The organism is Pigmentiphaga aceris, assembly GCF_008119665.1.
Classification (GTDB): Bacteria; Pseudomonadota; Gammaproteobacteria; order Burkholderiales; family Burkholderiaceae_B; genus Pigmentiphaga; species Pigmentiphaga aceris.
Genome location: NZ_CP043046.1, coordinates 4,866,703 through 4,883,145, shown reverse-complemented (window position 1 = coordinate 4,883,145; position 16,443 = coordinate 4,866,703). Strand labels below are relative to the sequence as shown.

General features: G+C 62.0%; 16 protein-coding genes. 9 read left to right on the top strand and 7 right to left on the bottom strand.

Annotated elements, in window-relative coordinates:
- Positions 1 to 3 precede the first annotated feature (3 nt).
- Positions 4 to 1,236 carry a c-type cytochrome gene (locus tag FXN63_RS21090; protein ID WP_246164921.1) on the top strand — a complete coding sequence of 411 codons (1,233 nt, stop codon included), beginning with the start codon at positions 4 to 6 and terminating at the stop codon, positions 1,234 to 1,236.
- A gap of 8 nt (positions 1,237 to 1,244) precedes the next feature.
- On the opposite strand, the gene FXN63_RS21085 is transcribed toward FXN63_RS21090, so the two are convergent.
- The 3 genes from FXN63_RS21085 to mutL are packed head-to-tail and all read right to left on the bottom strand — an operon-like array spanning position 1,245 to position 4,663.
- Positions 1,245 to 1,727: a GNAT family N-acetyltransferase gene (locus FXN63_RS21085; RefSeq protein WP_148817215.1), complete on the bottom strand. Its 483-nt coding sequence runs from the start codon at positions 1,725 to 1,727 to the stop codon at positions 1,245 to 1,247.
- Positions 1,728 to 1,784: 57 nt separating this feature from the next.
- A complete protein-coding gene (gene miaA, locus FXN63_RS21080; protein WP_148817212.1) occupies positions 1,785 to 2,726 on the bottom strand; it encodes a tRNA (adenosine(37)-N6)-dimethylallyltransferase MiaA in 942 nt (313 codons plus the stop codon).
- Positions 2,723 to 4,663 carry a DNA mismatch repair endonuclease MutL gene (mutL, locus tag FXN63_RS21075; RefSeq protein ID WP_148817209.1) on the bottom strand — a complete coding sequence of 647 codons (1,941 nt, stop codon included), beginning with the start codon at positions 4,661 to 4,663 and terminating at the stop codon, positions 2,723 to 2,725. Before mutL ends, miaA begins: the two co-directional genes overlap by 4 nt.
- A 78-nt stretch (positions 4,664 to 4,741) precedes the next feature.
- Between mutL and FXN63_RS21070 the strand changes: the two genes are divergently transcribed.
- The 3 genes from FXN63_RS21070 to FXN63_RS21060 all read left to right on the top strand — a co-directional run bounded on the left by FXN63_RS21070 (position 4,742) and on the right by FXN63_RS21060 (position 7,286).
- A complete protein-coding gene (locus tag FXN63_RS21070; protein WP_148817207.1) occupies positions 4,742 to 5,395 on the top strand; it encodes a VTT domain-containing protein in 654 nt (217 codons plus the stop codon).
- A 116-nt stretch (positions 5,396 to 5,511) separates the two neighbouring features.
- Positions 5,512 to 6,225 carry a TetR/AcrR family transcriptional regulator gene (locus FXN63_RS21065; protein WP_246165258.1) on the top strand — a complete coding sequence of 238 codons (714 nt, stop codon included), beginning with the start codon at positions 5,512 to 5,514 and terminating at the stop codon, positions 6,223 to 6,225.
- On the top strand, positions 6,222 to 7,286 hold the full coding sequence (locus FXN63_RS21060; protein WP_148817204.1) for a DUF418 domain-containing protein: 1,065 nt from the start codon (positions 6,222 to 6,224) through the stop codon (positions 7,284 to 7,286). Before FXN63_RS21065 ends, FXN63_RS21060 begins: the two co-directional genes overlap by 4 nt.
- Before the next feature lie 31 nt (positions 7,287 to 7,317).
- On the opposite strand, the gene FXN63_RS21055 is transcribed toward FXN63_RS21060, so the two are convergent.
- The 3 genes from FXN63_RS21055 to FXN63_RS21045 form a co-directional block, all read right to left on the bottom strand.
- Positions 7,318 to 8,631, bottom strand: coding sequence for an N-acetylmuramoyl-L-alanine amidase (locus tag FXN63_RS21055; RefSeq protein WP_246165256.1), 1,314 nt, complete (start codon positions 8,629 to 8,631; stop codon positions 7,318 to 7,320).
- 50 nt (positions 8,632 to 8,681) lie between these two features.
- Positions 8,682 to 9,179, bottom strand: coding sequence for a tRNA (adenosine(37)-N6)-threonylcarbamoyltransferase complex ATPase subunit type 1 TsaE (gene tsaE, locus FXN63_RS21050; protein WP_148817198.1), 498 nt, complete (start codon positions 9,177 to 9,179; stop codon positions 8,682 to 8,684).
- Between the two features lie 143 nt (positions 9,180 to 9,322).
- Positions 9,323 to 10,531 carry an MFS transporter gene (locus FXN63_RS21045; protein ID WP_222863951.1) on the bottom strand — a complete coding sequence of 403 codons (1,209 nt, stop codon included), beginning with the start codon at positions 10,529 to 10,531 and terminating at the stop codon, positions 9,323 to 9,325.
- 231 nt (positions 10,532 to 10,762) lie between these two features.
- On the opposite strand from FXN63_RS21045, the gene queG reads away from it, so the two are divergent.
- Positions 10,763 to 11,956: a tRNA epoxyqueuosine(34) reductase QueG gene (queG, locus tag FXN63_RS21040; protein WP_148817193.1), complete on the top strand. Its 1,194-nt coding sequence runs from the start codon at positions 10,763 to 10,765 to the stop codon at positions 11,954 to 11,956.
- A gap of 79 nt (positions 11,957 to 12,035) precedes the next feature.
- Here the strand turns inward: queG and FXN63_RS21035 are convergent, their stop codons facing one another.
- On the bottom strand, positions 12,036 to 12,929 hold the full coding sequence (locus tag FXN63_RS21035) for an AEC family transporter (protein WP_148817191.1): 894 nt from the start codon (positions 12,927 to 12,929) through the stop codon (positions 12,036 to 12,038).
- 225 nt (positions 12,930 to 13,154) lie between these two features.
- Here FXN63_RS21035 and xerD point away from each other — a divergent pair, with 225 nt between their 5' ends.
- The 4 genes from xerD to plsY all read left to right on the top strand — a co-directional run bounded on the left by xerD (position 13,155) and on the right by plsY (position 16,314).
- Entirely contained in the window at positions 13,155 to 14,081 is a 927-nt protein-coding gene (gene xerD, locus FXN63_RS21030) for a site-specific tyrosine recombinase XerD (protein ID WP_148817189.1), read from the top strand.
- A gap of 51 nt (positions 14,082 to 14,132) precedes the next feature.
- Entirely contained in the window at positions 14,133 to 14,624 is a 492-nt protein-coding gene (locus FXN63_RS21025; RefSeq protein ID WP_148817187.1) for an aminoacyl-tRNA deacylase, read from the top strand.
- 300 nt (positions 14,625 to 14,924) lie between these two features.
- Positions 14,925 to 15,509, top strand: a complete 585-nt coding sequence (ssuE, locus tag FXN63_RS21020) for an NADPH-dependent FMN reductase (RefSeq protein ID WP_148817185.1) — start codon at positions 14,925 to 14,927, stop codon at positions 15,507 to 15,509.
- A gap of 184 nt (positions 15,510 to 15,693) precedes the next feature.
- Entirely contained in the window at positions 15,694 to 16,314 is a 621-nt protein-coding gene (gene plsY / locus FXN63_RS21015) for a glycerol-3-phosphate 1-O-acyltransferase PlsY (RefSeq protein WP_148817183.1), read from the top strand.
- Positions 16,315 to 16,443: the final 129 nt, after the last annotated feature.

Below are 16,443 nucleotides of genomic sequence, written 5' to 3'. Positions count from 1 at the left end.
CGCGTGGCTGCTGTTCCCGACGTTGCATGGGTCGACATCCTGTTGCGTGGCATGCAGCAGGCGCAGGCCGGCGTGTTGCACACCTTGGACAAGCTTGATTTGGTAGCCACCAGCCACGGTCAGGCTGCGTGGCCGTGGGCGTATCGGCTGTCCGGCGATATCTTGCTGATCGACCGCGCGCAGGCACGGCTGCTGGCGACTTCCCTGGTGATCGCCTTGGTGGCGCTGGGGGTGGGCGCGGCCGCTGCCTGGTTGCTGTGGCGGCGTCGATTCAGCGCGGCATTTTTTTTTTTGGCCACGGCGGTCCTGGCACTGCTTGCTGCCCCGTGGCCACCCGCGCACATCGTCTGGGTGCAGGCCAACCCCACCAGCTTTCATCAGTCACCAACCGGCTTCGATGCAGACAGCATTCAGCGCGGTCGCAGCCTGTTTGCGCAACACTGCATTGCCTGTCACGGCGCGCGTGGGTTGGGGGATGGTCCGCTTGCTGATGCGCAACCAGTATCACCCCCGAATCTGGCCGGGCCCTTGTTGTGGCGGCGGGCTGACGGCGATGTGTTCTGGCGGGTGTTGCATGGTGTGCAGGATCGTCATGGCTTGCCAAGCATGCCGGGTTTCAGGCAGGTGTTGTCCGATACCGATGCATGGGCGGTGATCGACTTTATGAAGGCGCAGGGCGCGGGTGAGAACCTGCGAATCAGCGGGCGCTGGAGCAACCCGGTGCGTCTGCCTAACTTTGTATTGCGCTGTGGACGGCAACCCGAGGAACAGGTATCTGCATGGCAGCATCAGCGAGTGCGTGTGGTGGCGGTGGACGGCAAAGAAGCAAGCCACGGTGGCGCTGGCAGGCTTGTCCAAGCGCCCGCCGCCTTGCTCGAAGACCCACGACTGAACACCGTCTGGTTGATGCGCGATCAGGACCAGACCGCGTTACCCGCCGGTCCCGGCATTCCCGACTGCATCGCGCGGTCCACTGCCGCGTGGGATGCGCTGGCGACCTTGTCGGGCGTGGATGCCGATGCATTCGGCGGCACACAGCTACTGAGCGACCGGGATGGCTGGCTGCGCGCGCGGGGCGAGCCGGGCAAACAAGGGTGGTCGGATGCTGATCTACTGTGTCGCGTCGATACCGGAAAACCGGTTGGGCAGGCCACCGCAGGCGATGGCCTGGGCAGACTGATTGCCAGCATGGATGCCGAACCCATCCGCTTCATCAAGGGCGGGTTCGTGCACTGATGCTCGCCTCAAAGCTTCTTGTGCCAGAACAATGCGCGACCAGCTGCCGGGTCCAGGCTGTAGGGCGCAAAGCCGAATTTTTCATACGCGTTCTGTGCGGTCCGGTTGCCTTCCAGCACTTCCAAGGTCAGCTTGCAGCAACCGCGTGCGACCGCCATGGTTTCCACGCAGTCCAGCAGGCGCTGGCTCAGGCCAAGGCCCCGGTAGCTGTCCAACACCACGACATCGTGCACATTCACCAGCGGACGACACGCAAAAGTCGAAAAACCTTCAAAGCAATTCACCAGTCCCGCAGGCTGGTCATCGACAAAGGCCAATACGCTGAACGCGTGCGGGCGCTTGGACAGTTCACCCACCAGCCTGCCCAGCACGGCCGCAGGCAAGGCTTCACCGCCGCCCATCGGGTCCTGGGCGTAAGCACCCAGCAGGAACTCGATGGCACGGGCGTGGATCGGATCGAGGTAGTCGGCCTGCAGGACAGAGATGTTCATGAAAGATAGGCAAAGAAGAAGTGAAACTGCGCGCCCCGGATATCCGGGCGGATGGCGTCAAATCTGCTGCGCGCGAGCAAATGCATCCACGATCTGCGCTTGCGCATCACTGGCCAGACAGTCGATGGTCACGCGTTCGTCCAGCGCACGCAGCCATGTCACCTGACGTTTGCCAAGCTGGCGCGTGGCAGCCAGGCCTTGTTCCCGCATGGTCTTCAGATCGATCCGACCTTCGATATATGCCCAGGCCTGGCGGTATCCCACACAGCGGATCGACGCCATGTCTTCATGCAGATCGCCACGGCGGTACAAGGCACGCACTTCGTCGATCAGCCCCGCTGCCAACATGGCATCGAAGCGCTGCGCAATGCGCTTGTGCAGCCCACTGCGTTCAGACGGTTCCAGGCAAAGATTCACGTAGCGGTGTTCGGTCGGCTTGGCCTTCACCCCGATCAGCGCAGACATGGGCTGGCCGGCAATCGTGTAGATCTCCAGCGCGCGCTGTATGCGCTGACTGTCGTTGGGCGACAGACGTGCGGCGGTGGGCGGGTCGACCAGCGCAAGTTCCGCGTGCACCGACGGCCAGCCATGCTCGGCTGCGCGGGCGTCGATGGCGGCTCGCACCGCTGGGTCGCCTTGGGGCAGGTCATCCAGGCCATCGCGCAGCGTCTTGAAGTACATCATGGTGCCGCCCGCCAGCAGCGGAATGCGCCCGCGCGCCCGGATCTCATCGATCAGCGCCAGGGTGTCCACGCGGAATTGGCCCGCAGAGTAACTGTCGGCCGGATCGAGAATATCCAGCAGATGCTGCGGCACCTGCGCCTGTTCGGCCGGGCTGGGCTTGGCGGTGCCGATGTCCATGCCCCGGTAGATCGTCGCGGAATCGACGTTGATGATTTCGATCGGCCAACGGGCGGCGATGGCAAGACAGGCGGCGCTTTTGCCCGAGGCGGTCGGCCCCATCAGGCAGACCACCGGGGGAGATTCAAGAGTGCTCATTGGCCGCGCAGAAAAAGCTTGTCGAGGTCGGCGACGCTGAGTTGCACCCAGGTCGGTCGTCCGTGGTTGCACTGGTCGGCGCGCTCGGTCACTTCCATCTGGCGCAGCAGACCGTTCATTTCATCGATGTTCAGGCGGCGATTGGCGCGCACCGAACCATGACACGCAATGGTGGCCAGCCGCTCGTTGCGTTGTTCGGTCAGCAGCCTGGATGCGCCAACCTCGGCAATATCGCGCACGACGTCTCGCGCCAGGGTTTCGATATCCGCCTGGGCCAGGGCTGCCGGGATGGCGCGCACCGTGATTGATGCCGGACCTGCCGGTCGCAGCTCAAAGCCCAGCGCGTCGAGCGCTTCCTGATGTTCCTCGATGGCGGCGACGTCGGATTCGGTGGTGCGAAATACCACGGGTACCAGCAGGGTCTGGCGCGCAATGTCGCGGCCGTCCAGCGCCTGCTTCAGCTGTTCATAGATGATTCGTTCGTGGGCCGCATGCATGTCCACCAGCACCAGTCCATGCGCGTTCTGCGCCAGCACATAGATGCCGTGCACCTGGGCAATGGCCTGCCCCAGCGGATGTTCGACATCGGTGGGCATGGTGGTAGCAGCCGGGCGCGCGGCAAAACGCGACCAGGTGGCGGCCATCACCGGGCCGCCCGCGGGTGACGCGGGCGGGGGGATGCGGGTCCAGGCAGGACCGTCAGCGCTTATGCCTGCAGCCGGCTGCCCGCCATACGGAGCCCGCGACGTATCACCGGCTGAATACGCGCGTGGCGATACTGCGTTGTCCAGGTCGGCCGGCACCTGTCCGACTCCGGGCATCAGCGCATTGGCGTAATCCGACAGCCGCGCGGCTTCATGCAGCCGGAAGGGCATCTGGGTGGCGGGCTGGAAGGTGGAAGGCGACACCGGTACCGGGGCAGCGTCTTGCGCGGCGTCGGCCGTGCCGTCGATCCCGGCCCCATGAGCCAGAACCTGCAGAATCGTCTGCGACACAAACCGGTGCACTGCACCGCTGTCACGGAAGCGCACTTCGTGTTTTGCCGGGTGCACGTTCACATCGACCGCTGCCGGGTCGATGTCCAGGAACAACACATACGCAGGCTGGCGATCACCATGCAGCACATCGGCATACGCCGCACGCAAGGCGTGGCCCACCGTGCGATCTCGCACGAAGCGACCATTTACATACAGGTATTGGCGGTCGGCACGCGCACGTGACGCGGTCGGTCGCGACACCACACCGTGCAGCTGGATCGGGCCTGCGGCATGGCGCAAAGGCAGGCCGGCCTGCGCGAAATCACTGCCCAACACGTCGTACACACGGTTGACCGGGTCAGTGGGCAAACGTTGCTGATGCAGGCGATCGTGGTGATACAGCCTGAACGCCACCTGCGGGTTGGCCAGCGCAATGCGCTCGAATGCGGTCACGCAGTGCCCGAACTCGGTGGCATCGGACTTCAGGAATTTGCGCCGCGCCGGCACGGTGTCGAACAGTTCACGCACATCGACAGTCGTACCAACCGGGCCTGCGGCTGGGCTGACTTCGCCCGCCTGCCACTGCCATGCATGCTGGGCGTCTGGCGTGCGCGAAATCAGGGTCAATCGGGCGACCGATGCGACAGAAGCAAGCGCTTCGCCGCGAAAACCCATTGATGCGACCGATTCAAGTTCCTGTAAGGAACGCACTTTACTAGTAGCATGACGGGCAACAGCCAACGGAAGTTCGTCGGCGGGAATGCCGCTGCCGTCATCTGTGACGGCAATACGACGAATTCCCCCACCGTCGAGCCGAACGTCAATGGCACGCGCTCCGGCGTCGATCGCGTTTTCTATCAGCTCTTTCAGCACCGATGCCGGGCGTTCGATCACCTCGCCTGCGGCGATCTGGCTGACAAGCAGGTCTGGAAGGGGGGCGATCGAGCGGCGGTCGGACATGTCGTAATTATAGGGTGGCGGTCCCTGGGCTATAGTGGGACACCCACCTCCGACTTATTTCGTTACAGACGACGACTCATGCTTGAATTGCTCGACATGCTGATCCACATCGACAAGACGCTTGGCGTCTGGATCGCAGAATACGGTACGTGGGTCTACGTGGTGCTGTTTCTCATCATCTTCGGTGAAACCGGCCTTGTCGTGCTGCCATTTCTGCCAGGTGACTCGCTCCTGTTCATTGCAGGCGCGTTTTCTGCCAGCGGCCACATGCATCCGGGTGTGCTGATCGTGCTGCTGATTGCCGCCGCGATCCTCGGAAATACGCTCAATTACGTGATTGGCCGGTCTATTGGCGTGCGCGTGTACTCAATGAACTTGCGCTTCCTGGACCGCAACGCCTTGGCGCGTACCCATGCGTTCTATGAAAAGCACGGCGGGAAGACGGTGATCCTGGCGCGATTCATTCCGCTGGTTCGTACTTTTGCACCCTTTGTTGCCGGTGTCGCAGCCATGCCCTTTGCGCGCTTCCAGATGTTCAACATCGTTGGCGCGGTCACCTGGGTGATGTCGCTGGTGCTGGGTGGCTACTTCTTCGGCAATCTTCCCTTTGTCCGCGAGCATCTGAACACGATCGTGCTGCTGGGCATTGCCAGTGCAGTGCTGCCGCTGGTGGTCGTGGGAGTCTGGAAAGGCCTGCGTCGCTTCCGACGCAAGGATGTTGTCACTTTGTAGGTCATATTCGCTTTTTGTCTGTAATTGCGTGCGCATTACAGGCAGGTTGAACGAAAACGCCGCCTTTGGCATAGCCAAGGCGGCGTTTTTTATTTCGTCATTGCAGCTTGACCAACATGGTTTTTAACCACCACAATGAACGAACGTTCGTTCATTGTGGTGTCGACATGAGTCAAAGCAAGCTGAATCAAAGCAATCGCCAGACCGATCGTGGTTCTCTTGATCGTCGTGCGCTCATTATTCAGGCTGCCATCGTCTGCTTCATAGACAAAGGCTTTCACGCGACGAGCATGCGTGACATTGCGCTGGCTGCCTCGGTCAGCCTGGGCAATCTGTACAACTACTTTCCCAGCAAGCAGGCACTGATTGCCGAGGTTGCGAATCAAGAGCAGGCCGAACTGGCCCCATTGCTGCATTCGCTTGAACGCGTCTTTGCCCCATCGATGAGTGACGTGCAGCTGTTTCTCACGGCTTATTGGAGGCTCTGCCGCCAGCATGACTGGGCGGTACTGAGCGCCGAATGTCTAGCCGAAATCGCACGCAATCCCGAGCTTGTGCCGGCATTTGCGCACAATCGCCAGCAATTGGTCGACACGCTGGTGAATGCCGTGGAGCGCGGCACTCAACAAGGTAACTTCAAGCCGGCTGCGCCAGCTCAGCTGGTAAGCCAGGCGCTGCTCGATATTGTTGAAAGCGATGCCTTGCGGCAGACGTTGATGACACCGGCCAGTACTGCTGCCAGTACTGTTGTCACTACCGCTGCCATTGCCAACGACCAGACCATGGAAATCATCCATCCTGGGCTTTTGCGCGGGATGCTCGGCGCATGACAAGCTCTACAGCAAGGCTCGACGGCCTGGATCTGGCCCGTTACCTGGCCTTGGCGGGTATGGTGTTGGTCAACTTCCGACTGGCAATGCAGCCCGCTACCAAAGGCCCACTCTGGTTGGAAGGCCTGTTCGGGTTTCTCGAAGGCAAGGCATCCGCCACGTTTGTAGTCTTGGCTGGCTTGGGGGTGTCGCTGGCAACACGCGCACAAGTGCCTGTATTGGCACGTATATGGATGCTACGCCGTGCCTTGTTCTTGCTTGGTGTGGGAATGCTCAATCTGCTGATATTCAGCGCAGACATCATCCACTACTACGCTGTGTACTTTCTGCTGGCAGTGCCGCTGCTGCATGCCAGGCTGGCCGTATTGCTCGCCGCCATGTCTGCCGTGGCATTGACGTCATGGTTGGCGCTGCTATATCTCGATTACAACCAAGGCTGGAACTGGACGGCACTGCTGTATACCGACCTTTGGACACCAACTGGCTTCATGCGCAACCTGTTGTTCAATGGCTTTCACCCTGTGTTGCCGTGGCTTGCGCTGTTTCTGTTCGGCATGTTGTTGGCGCGTCTGCCTTTGCAGCGTGCCGGTACGCAATGGATATTGCTTGTTGTCGGGCTGTTGATGGCAGCGCTGGCAAGCATGTTGGCACGCTGGTATCAGCCCAGTGGGCTGGCTTGGCTGCTGGGCACCGCACCTTTGCCACCAGGGCCGTTTTACCTGCTCATGGGCATGGGGTCAGCCAGTTTCACCATTGGCCTCTGCTTGCGCGTGGCAAGCGCTTGGCCCAGCGGCAGGTGGCACTTTCTGCTGCCTGCCGGGCGCATGACCCTGAGCCTTTATCTGGCTCACATCGTTATCGGAATGGGGATCATGGAGGCAACTGGCGCACTGGATGGCAGTCGCAGCTTGACCGATGCCATGCTTGCCGCTTGCGCTTTTTTGACACTGGCGACGCTTGCCGCCTGGGCCTGGAGTCTCAAGCTGAAGCAAGGCCCGATCGAAATGGTCATGCGGCGGCTGACCGCTGTGCATCAGCGTGACGTCACTGCACCGGGTTAACTGAATCTGCCCAGCCCGCGGCTGGGCAAGATCAAGTCAGACGGTTGCGCGATAACGGCGGGTTGCGTGCGAAATACCGGGAGATACCCTGCATGATCGCGTCGGCCATGCGGTTCTGATAGGCCGCATCGTTCAAGCGACGCTCTTCGTCAGGGTTGCTGATGAACGCGGTTTCAACCAGGATCGACGGAATATCTGGTGCTTTCAGCACCGCAAAGCCCGCTTGCTCAACCTGGGGCTTGTGCAGACGGTTGATGCCACCGATTTCTTCCAGCACCGCCCGGCCAAGCTTCAGCGAATCGTTGATCTGTGCCGTGGTCGACAGGTCCAGCAAAACCTTGGCGATCTGCTGGTCCTGTGAACCCAGGTTGACCCCACCGATCAAATCGGCAGCGTTTTCCTTGGCTGCCAGCCAGCGCGCTGCCGTACTGGTTGCACCGCCTTCAGACAGTGCGAACACCGACGACCCATTGGCCGAGGGCTTGACCCACGCATCGGCATGTACCGACACGAACAGATCCGCCTGCACCCGGCGTGCTTTCTGCACGCGCACATTCAGCGGCACGAAGTAATCGTCGTCCCGCGTCAGCATGGCGCGCATGTTGGGCTGGGCGTCGATCCGCGCTTTCAGGCGGCGCGCAATGCTCAGCACTACGTTCTTTTCGTGCGTGCCGGCGGCACCGCTGGCACCCGGGTCTTCGCCACCGTGGCCCGGATCGAGCGCAATGGTGATCATGCGTGTGACATCGGGGCGCGGCGGCATCACTGGACGGCCCGGCACCGCTGCGCGCGGCGTCGGCACGGCTGGCGGCGGGGCGGCATCAGCGATGGCGGGCGGGACTGGCGGCGGCGCGGCCACTGACGGGCCACGTGCAATGTTGTCCAGCACTTGCGACATCGGGTCGGACTGACGGTCGTTCAGCAAGGCCAGCAGGGGGTCTTGCTCGACCAGCGGATACAGATCGAGCACCAGCCGATGTTGGTACTCACCAACCGGCTTCAGTGTGAATACCTGGGGGCGTGCGCCTTGCTTCAGGTCCATCACCAGGCGAACAACGTGGGGGCGGTTCTGCGCAATTCGCAAAGACGCCACAAAGGGATCGTCAGCCTGCACCTTGGACACCAGTTCGCGCAGGGTAGGGCTGATCTCCAGTCCCTCGATATCGACCACCAGGCGATGCGGGTCGGTCAGCAGGAAATGTTCAGCCTTCAACTGGGCGTCGAGTTCCAGGGTGACCCGGGTGTACTCGGCAGCCGGCCACATGCGCACGGCCATGATGGTCGCGGCCGAGGCCTTGCTGGGAATCAGGGGAACGAGCAGGCTGGCGGCACTGGCAGTGAGCATGCGCCGTCGCGTCGGGTTTGCTGCGGTATGGCGCTGGGTTGCGCCGGTGCTCAGGGCTTCGCCGTGGGATCCAGCGACGGGGTCGACGGTGGGGAAATTGCGTGTAGCCATGCGTGCCCTTTAGCCGTACTTGCCTGCAGTGTGGCGAGACGCCCCGACCCGGCGTAGGCAAGGGTGAGATCCAGGTCTGGGGGAGGAAGCACCCCTGCCGCTCGCTCTGCCCATTCGATCAGCACCAGGGCATCGTCGCGCAGCGCATCCCGGAATCCGGCGTCCAACCACTCGCGAGGATCGGTAAAGCGATAAAAATCAAAGTGATAGCAGTATAAGTTCGAAACTTTATAAGGTTCAACCAGGGTGAAGGTCGGGCTCTTGATGCGCCCGGTAACCCCGCAAGCCCGCAATAACGCACGAACGAAGCTGGTTTTGCCTGCGCCAAGCTCGCCATGCAGGTGAATGCGTCCGCCGGCTTGAACCAGCGGTGCAAAGGCTTGCGCCAATGCTTCAGTTGAGGTTTCGTCAGCGAGTTCGAGAGAGTAAGTGCTCATTTCACGGGCGCAATGGCTGGTTACGCCGGAAGAAAGGGAAGACCCTATTGTAGAAAGCGAGCCGGACGCTGACGGATAAACGGCTTGCGCTTGGTTACGGAATTGCGTCCAGACCAGGACTTATCCAGGCCTGGACGTTGTATTCACGCCAAGCTGCGACGCTTTCGCCAGTACATCAGGCCCATCAACACACCCATTGCGAGCACGCTCAGGACTGCACTTGCGTAGAAAGTGCTGGCCGGACCCTGCCATTCCCACAGTGCACCGGCAAGCAGATTGCCAAGCAGCACCGAGACACCGGTTGCCAGGCTCAGTACGCCGAAGGCCGTGCCGCGCGAGGTGGCGGGGGCGGTGTCGGCAATCAGGGTGGCCAGAATCCCCTGTGAGAAGCCCATGTGTCCGCCCCACAAGGCCACGCCGATCAACAGGGTGACAACATCAGTGGCTTGTGCCATCACGATATTGGCGGCGACGAGCAAGACCAGGCTGATCACCAGCAGGCCCAATCTGCCAAAGCGGTCTGCAAGAATGCCTACGGGGTAGGCCAGGCCGCCATAGATCAGGTGCATGAACACCAGCACCAGCGGCACCCAGGCGAGCGTGAAGCCGGATTGTTCAGCCCGCAGCAACAGGAAGGCTTCGCTGAAACGCGCCAGGCTGACAAGTACAGAGATGGCGATTGCAACCCACACCGCAGCGTCCAGCTGCAAGGCGTCACGCCAGCGCAACCCGGCCTTTTTGCTGCGCGCGGCGGGTGGCGTTTCTGGCTCCTTGATACCAACGACCAACAGTGCAACCGCCAGGAAAGCGGGAATGGTTGCCACCCAGAACACGGTCTGAAAGTGATTGTGGGTGGCCAGCATCAAGCCGATGGCGACCAGTGGGCCGACAAAGCCACCTACGGTATCCAGCGATTTGCGCAGCCCGAAGCTGCGACCGCGCATATGTGGCGGTGTGACGTCTGCGATCAGCGCATCGCGCGGCGCGCCCCGGATGCCTTTACCCACCCGGTCCAGAAATTTTGCCCCCATGATCGTCATGGCCGAATCGGCCAGCGGGAAGAAGGGCTTGGACAAGGCACCCAGGCCGTAGCCCAGCACGACCAGGTGTTTGCGGTTGCCGATCCGGTCCGACAGCACCCCAGCCATCATCTTGGTGGTCATCGCCACCGCAACCGAGACGCCTTCGATCAGACCCACCACCAGCGCGGACATGCCCAGCCCTGACACCAGGTAAAGCGGCAGCAGGGTCTGGATCATCTCGGACGACACGTCCATCAGCAGACTGACAAAACCCAGTATCCAGACGGTGCGCGGGATCTTGTTGTCGGTGGGTGTGGACATGCTGGACATGGGTGCCTGTGGGTCGTCTTGGTGCGGTGTTGCCGGGCCAGTGCAACGGAAGGAAAACGCGAGCCGGGCGCGATTGTAAGCGTGTCTATGTCAGACGAACGTCAGGATCGGGCCGCTTCATGACATCTTTGCGCGCTTGCCACCTTGGTGGGTCAAACGCGACAACAACCGGGCTGCGTTATCGTTGATGCCTGTCCCGCCGTTCTGGCGTAGATGTTTTTTGCCAGCGCCATGTCTGTTCAAGTCGTTTCCCTTCCGATCCCGGTGTCGGCCGCTGCTTCACGCAGCGGCGCGGATGCTTACGCGTCTTCGTCTGTTGAATCCTGCGTCCCCACGCCAAGTCTCTCGCCTGCCCAGACGACGCAGTTGGTTGCCGACATTCGGCGCTGGGGTGAGGAACTGGGGTTCGGTGCCGTCGGTTTTGCCGATCTGGACCTGCACGACGCGGGCGAACGCATGAAGCAGTGGCTGGCGCAGGGCATGCACGGCGACATGGAATACCTGGAACGCAACATGGCCTTGCGGCAAGACCCGTCGCAGATGGTGCCGCACGCCCGATCCGCCATCATGGTGCGCATGCAGTACGCACCTGCCAGCGGCCCCGAGATCACGCGTCACCAGCAGGAAGGCTTGGCAAGCGGCGAGCGCGCGGTGGTGGCCAACTACGCGCTGGGCCGCGATTACCACAAGGTCTTGCGCCAACGCCTGCAAAAGCTGGCCGACCGTGTGGTCGCCAGCATTGGTCCGTTCGGCTACCGCGTGTTCACCGACTCGGCCCCGATCATGGAAGTGGAGCTGGCGCGCAAGGCAGGCTTGGGATGGCGAGGCAAACACACCTTGCTGCTGTCGCGCGAGGGCAGCTGGTTTTTCCTTGGTGAGATCCTGACGGACCTGGTCTTGCCGCCCGACCCGCCAGCAGAGCCGCACTGTGGTGGCTGCCGGCGTTGCATCGTTGCCTGTCCGACACAGGCAATCGTTGCGCCGTATGTGCTGGACGCCAGGCGGTGCGTGTCTTATCTGACGATTGAGTTGGCGGGCAGTATTCCCGAGCCGCTGCGCCCGCTGATCGGCACCCGCATCTATGGCTGCGATGACTGCCAGACCGCCTGTCCCTGGAACAAGTTTGCGCAGGCCGGTGACGAGCCCGACTTCGCGCCGCGTCAGCAGCTGGACGCATCACGCATGGTCGATCTGTTTGCATGGACGCAGACTGAATTCGAAACGCGCACCGCAGGCAGCGCGATTCGGCGCATCGGCCACGAGCGCTGGTTGCGCAATCTGGCGGTGGGGCTGGGCAATGCCAAGTCGTCGGCCGAGGTACGCAAGGCTTTGCTGAGTCGTGCCGGGCATGACAGCGAACTGGTGCGTGAGCATGTTGCGTGGGCACTGGCTCAGCATGAGACCAAGGTTCAGCCTGCTGTGTAGCCCGCTGTTTACCCGTTCGCGTGGCACATCATCCAGTCGGCTTTTATTCAGTCGTACTGCTAGCCGCACAATCAGCCGCTCAGCCCGCCCACAGCATCCACAACGGAATGGTCACGGCCGACAGCACAGTGCCTACTGAAATCAGCATGGCCACCATTGGTCCGTTGCCGCCCATCCGGGTAGCCAGCACATAGGCGCTGGATGCCGTTGGCAGCGCGGCGAACAGCACCAGAATGCGGTGTTCGAGTAGCGGCAGACCAAAGGCATAACCAATCGGAATGGCAACCAGCGGGGTCAGGATCAGCTTGACCGCCACCAGGTACGTCGTCATGCCACGCGCTTCACCTGCACCACGCCACACCAGGCTGCCGCCCACGCAGATCAGCCCGAAGGCAATCGCCGCATTGCCCAGACGACCCAGCACCGCATCAGCAACATCAGGGGGGCGGATGCCCGCGAAGTTGCAGACCAGACCCACCACGGTGGCAACCAGCAGCGGGTTGCGCAGCAACTGCCGCCACAGGCTCGCGCCAGAATGCTTCGCCAGCGCATAGACCGCCAGCATATTGGCAGCAGGCACACAGAACGCGATCAAGAGCGCAATCGTCGATACGCCTGCATCACCGAACAGCCGCCCGGCCAGCGCCAGGGCGACATAGGAATTGAAGCGGAAGCCACATTGCACACACGAGGCGAAGCTTAGCGGTTTGGGCTTGAACAGGGGCAATGCCAGCCAGGACATGAGCGCACCCGCACCCAGCAGCGCCAGCCCCGCCCAGATCAGGCCCGCCGCGCTGACCAGTTCGAACTGCGCGTTGACCGTAGAGCGAAACAGCAGCGCCGGAAACAGCAGGTAATAGACGGCGCGTTCCGAGCCGGCAAAAAACTCCCCGGAAAATCCCAGGCGGCGACGCATCAGCCAGCCGAGGGCAATCAACAGAAAGTCGGGTAGTACAAGAAGGGCGGTGTTCATGCTGCCAGGCCGTGGGGGCGGCCGCTGAGCGCGCAGGCGCGGGGGAGAGCGGCACTATATCCGAGCTGGACGCGCGACAGGGTGTTTTCCCGCATTGCCGGGGTGGACTTGACTGTCCACGCACCTGCTGGCTCGGCAATCGTCAGGCGCAGGCTCTAAGATGAGCGCCTTGGATCACACAGCAGGGGCGACGACATCGGGATGAGTACCATCGATAGACAGTCTATGAATAGACAGACCGTCACACAGGCCGTCGCACGTCCGCCGAATCCCGACATCGACCGTTTCATCGACGCTATCTGGCTTGAAGATGGCCTGGCCGCCAACACGCTGGCCGCCTACCGCCGCGACCTGCAGGCTTTTGATGACTGGCTGCAGGAAAACGGTGGCCTTGCCTTGACGGCCGTCGTTGACACGCACGTGTCTGGCTGGATGAGCGCGACCCACGTCGACAGCAAGGCCAGCACCGCCAATCGCCGGCTGGCGACGCTGCGGCGCTTCTATCGCTGGATGCATCGCAACCAGCTGATTCAAGCCGACCCGTGCATGAATGCGCTGCCGGCCAAGCAGGCCCAGCGTCTGCCCAAGACCCTGTCCGAAAAGCAGGTCGAAACCCTGCTCGAAGCGCCCGACGTCAACCTGCCGGTCGGGCTGCGCGATCGCGCCATGCTCGAAACCTTGTATGCCACCGGCCTGCGCGTCTCGGAGCTGGTCGACCTGGGTGTCGGTGACCTGAGCTTGAACGAGGGCGTGGTGCGCGTGACGCTCGGCAAGGGGGCCAAGGATCGACTGGTTCCGCTGGGGGGGCAGGCTGCGCATTGGCTCACGCGATATCTGAGCCAGGCCCGCCCTGCCATCCTGGGGCGTCGTCATTGCGATACGCTTTTTGTCACCGCGCGTGGCGAGGGCATGACACGCCAGGGGTTCTGGCTGATCGTGAAAAAGTATGCCGTGCGCGCAGGGGTGAATGCGCCGCTGTCACCTCACGTGCTCAGGCATGCCTTTGCCACCCATCTGCTGAATCACGGTGCGGACTTGCGGGTGGTGCAGCTGCTGCTTGGCCACGCCGACATATCCACTACCCAGATCTACACCCATGTTGCCCGCGAACGCTTGAAGACCTTGCATGCCGAGCACCATCCGCGCGGCTGAGCGTTGCGGCCGCATTACCTTCCGACCTTTTGTGCACATACGTTCAGACCGATGAGCAAAGCCCGCCATATTTCCGAAACGCCTGCGACCCAGTTCCTGCGCAAGCAGAAGGTCGCGTTCACCGAGCATCCTTACGATTACGTCGATCATGGTGGCGCGGCAGAATCGTCGCGCCAGTTGGGCGAAGACCTTCATCACGTGATCAAGACCCTGGTGATGGAAGATGAATCTGCCAAGCCGCTGATCATCCTGATGCACGGCGATCGTGAGGTTTCGACCAAGAATCTGGCGCGCCAGATCGGCGTGAAAAAAGTCGCACCGTGCCAGCCCGAGGTAGCCCAACGGCACTCCGGTTATCAGGTCGGTGGCACGTCGCCGTTTGCCACGCGCAAGGCCATGCCGGTCTACGTCGAAGCGGGCATCCTGGCCCTGCCGCGCATTCTGCTCAATGGGGGGCGACGCGGATTCCTGATCGGCATCGACCCGGCGATATTGCGCACCTTGTTGAAGGCGGTGCCGGTCACGGTTGCGCTTGAAGATTGATCGCTGGATACCGAAGGTGTGGGCCTGCTGCATCGATATGTGATGCGGCAAGTGCGTGATGCAGCAGACATGGCCGCTGAGTGCACGACAGCCCCATCGACCCTGCGTCCGCATAAGTTCATGTCGATAAGTTCATGCCGATAAAGCCTTAAGTTCTGGCGGGCGGCTGCGGTCTAATTCCCTTTGGAGACTGCGGCCAGGGCTTGGCTGCACTGCCACGTGTGAGCGGGTTTGCATGGGTGCTGTTGCCGCGTTTCCGTCCAGACCGGCGCAGTCCGTGCCGGCGTGTCGAGGATGCAGATGGCTCACGTAGTAAGTTTGTCCGGCAGTCCCAGCCCGACTTCCCGTTCCCAAGGCTTGTTGAATCGCTCGGCCGCGCTGCTCGAAGCGCGTGGCATTCAGGTCCAAGCTTTTTCCCTGACCGATTTTGACGCCGAAGCGCTGCTGTTCGGCCGTTTCGACGACCCCGCTATCCGCGCGTTCCAGAAGGCCGTTGCCAACGCCGATGGTCTGCTGGTGGCCACGCCCGTCTACAAGGCCGCCTACAGCGGTGGCCTGAAAGCCTTGCTCGATGTCTTGCCCGAGCGCGCGCTGGCCCGGCACGTGGTGCTGCCACTGGCCACCGGCGGCAGTGCCGCGCACATGCTGGCCGTGGACTATGCGCTGCAGCCCGTGCTGACGGCGCTCAAGGCGCATCACATCTTGGGTGCGGTCTACGCGACCGAAAAAGACATTCATCGCGACGAACACAATGTGCTCAGCGTGACGGCTGAAATCGACGAACGTCTGCTGATCGCCATCGAACGTTTTGCATCCTTGCTGCCGCACCGTTCAGTGCAGCCTTCGGTCTATGCAAGCTGGGGGCAGGCGCGTATCAGCAGCTAAGGGCTTTAGCAGTTAAGGGTTTTGCCGCGTTGGCGGTGGATGGGCGGCGGCTGTGTCCGGTGTGGGAATTCCCGTGAGAATTTCGATATGTGAATAAGCCGCCGAATCTGCCGCGCCACCCGTAGCTTGCCGGTAAAATCCGACGCATTCTCCCGATTGGCACGTGTTTGCCAGGAATGCTTTGATGATCAATCTGTTTGCTGCGGTACTGGCTTATCTGCTGGGCTCCATCTCTTTTGCCGTGGTGGTCAGCAAGGCCATGCGCTTGCAAGACCCGCGCACCTATGGCTCGGGCAATCCGGGTGCGACCAACGTGCTGCGGACCGGCAACAAGCTGGCGGCTGCACTGACGCTGCTGGGCGACGGGTTCAAGGGCTGGCTGGCCGTGTGGCTGGCACAGACGGTCGGATTGACCTACGGCGTGACCGAAGCCGGCGTGGCTGCCGTCGTGCTGGCCGTGTTTCTGGGTCACCTGTATCCGCTGTACACCCGCTTCCAGGGCGGCAAAGGTGTGGCGACCGCAGCCGGTATCTTGCTCGCCGTCGAGCCTTTGCTGGGACTGGCGACCTTGCTCAGCTGGTTGGCAGTTGCGGTGATCTTCCGTTATTCCTCGCTGGCGGCCCTGTCTGCGGCCGTGCTGGCCCCCGTGTATTACATGTTTGGCCACGGGGTGCTCTGGCAGGCTGATGCCCGCATCGGTGTGGCGCTGGTCGTGATGTGCCTGCTGCTGATCTATCGTCATCGCAGCAATATCGCCAAGCTGATGGCTGGCAAGGAATCGCGGATCGGATCGAAGAAGCGCTGATCGTCAACGCGAGGTCAGGGCATCAAGCGATGCGCTGACGCGCGGCGCGTCAAAGAAAGTATTGTCGGAAGGGGAAGTGCAAGTAGCAGGCTGTTTGCGTATCGGAAGATGCCGCCCCGCACTTGCGGC

Excerpts from the sequence above, each read along its gene's own strand:
- FXN63_RS21085 (WP_148817215.1), bottom strand. The coding sequence starts at position 1,727 with ATGAACATCTCTGTCCTGCAGGCCGACTACCTCGATCCGATCCACGCC.
- FXN63_RS21055 (WP_246165256.1), bottom strand. The coding sequence starts at position 8,631 with ATGCTCACTGCCAGTGCCGCCAGCCTGCTCGTTCCCCTGATTCCCAGC.
- tsaE (WP_148817198.1), bottom strand. The coding sequence starts at position 9,179 with ATGAGCACTTACTCTCTCGAACTCGCTGACGAAACCTCAACTGAAGCA.
- xerD (WP_148817189.1), top strand. The coding sequence starts at position 13,155 with ATGAATAGACAGACCGTCACACAGGCCGTCGCACGTCCGCCGAATCCC.
- FXN63_RS21065 (WP_246165258.1), top strand. The coding sequence starts at position 5,512 with ATGGTTTTTAACCACCACAATGAACGAACGTTCGTTCATTGTGGTGTC.
- plsY (WP_148817183.1), top strand. The coding sequence starts at position 15,694 with ATGATCAATCTGTTTGCTGCGGTACTGGCTTATCTGCTGGGCTCCATC.
- FXN63_RS21035 (WP_148817191.1), bottom strand. The coding sequence starts at position 12,929 with ATGAACACCGCCCTTCTTGTACTACCCGACTTTCTGTTGATTGCCCTC.
- miaA (WP_148817212.1), bottom strand. The coding sequence starts at position 2,726 with ATGAGCACTCTTGAATCTCCCCCGGTGGTCTGCCTGATGGGGCCGACC.
- FXN63_RS21060 (WP_148817204.1), top strand. The coding sequence starts at position 6,222 with ATGACAAGCTCTACAGCAAGGCTCGACGGCCTGGATCTGGCCCGTTAC.
- FXN63_RS21045 (WP_222863951.1), bottom strand. The coding sequence starts at position 10,531 with ATGTCCAGCATGTCCACACCCACCGACAACAAGATCCCGCGCACCGTC.
- mutL (WP_148817209.1), bottom strand. The coding sequence starts at position 4,663 with ATGTCCGACCGCCGCTCGATCGCCCCCCTTCCAGACCTGCTTGTCAGC.
- FXN63_RS21025 (WP_148817187.1), top strand. The coding sequence starts at position 14,133 with ATGAGCAAAGCCCGCCATATTTCCGAAACGCCTGCGACCCAGTTCCTG.
- queG (WP_148817193.1), top strand. The coding sequence starts at position 10,763 with ATGTCTGTTCAAGTCGTTTCCCTTCCGATCCCGGTGTCGGCCGCTGCT.
- FXN63_RS21070 (WP_148817207.1), top strand. The coding sequence starts at position 4,742 with ATGCTTGAATTGCTCGACATGCTGATCCACATCGACAAGACGCTTGGC.
- ssuE (WP_148817185.1), top strand. The coding sequence starts at position 14,925 with ATGGCTCACGTAGTAAGTTTGTCCGGCAGTCCCAGCCCGACTTCCCGT.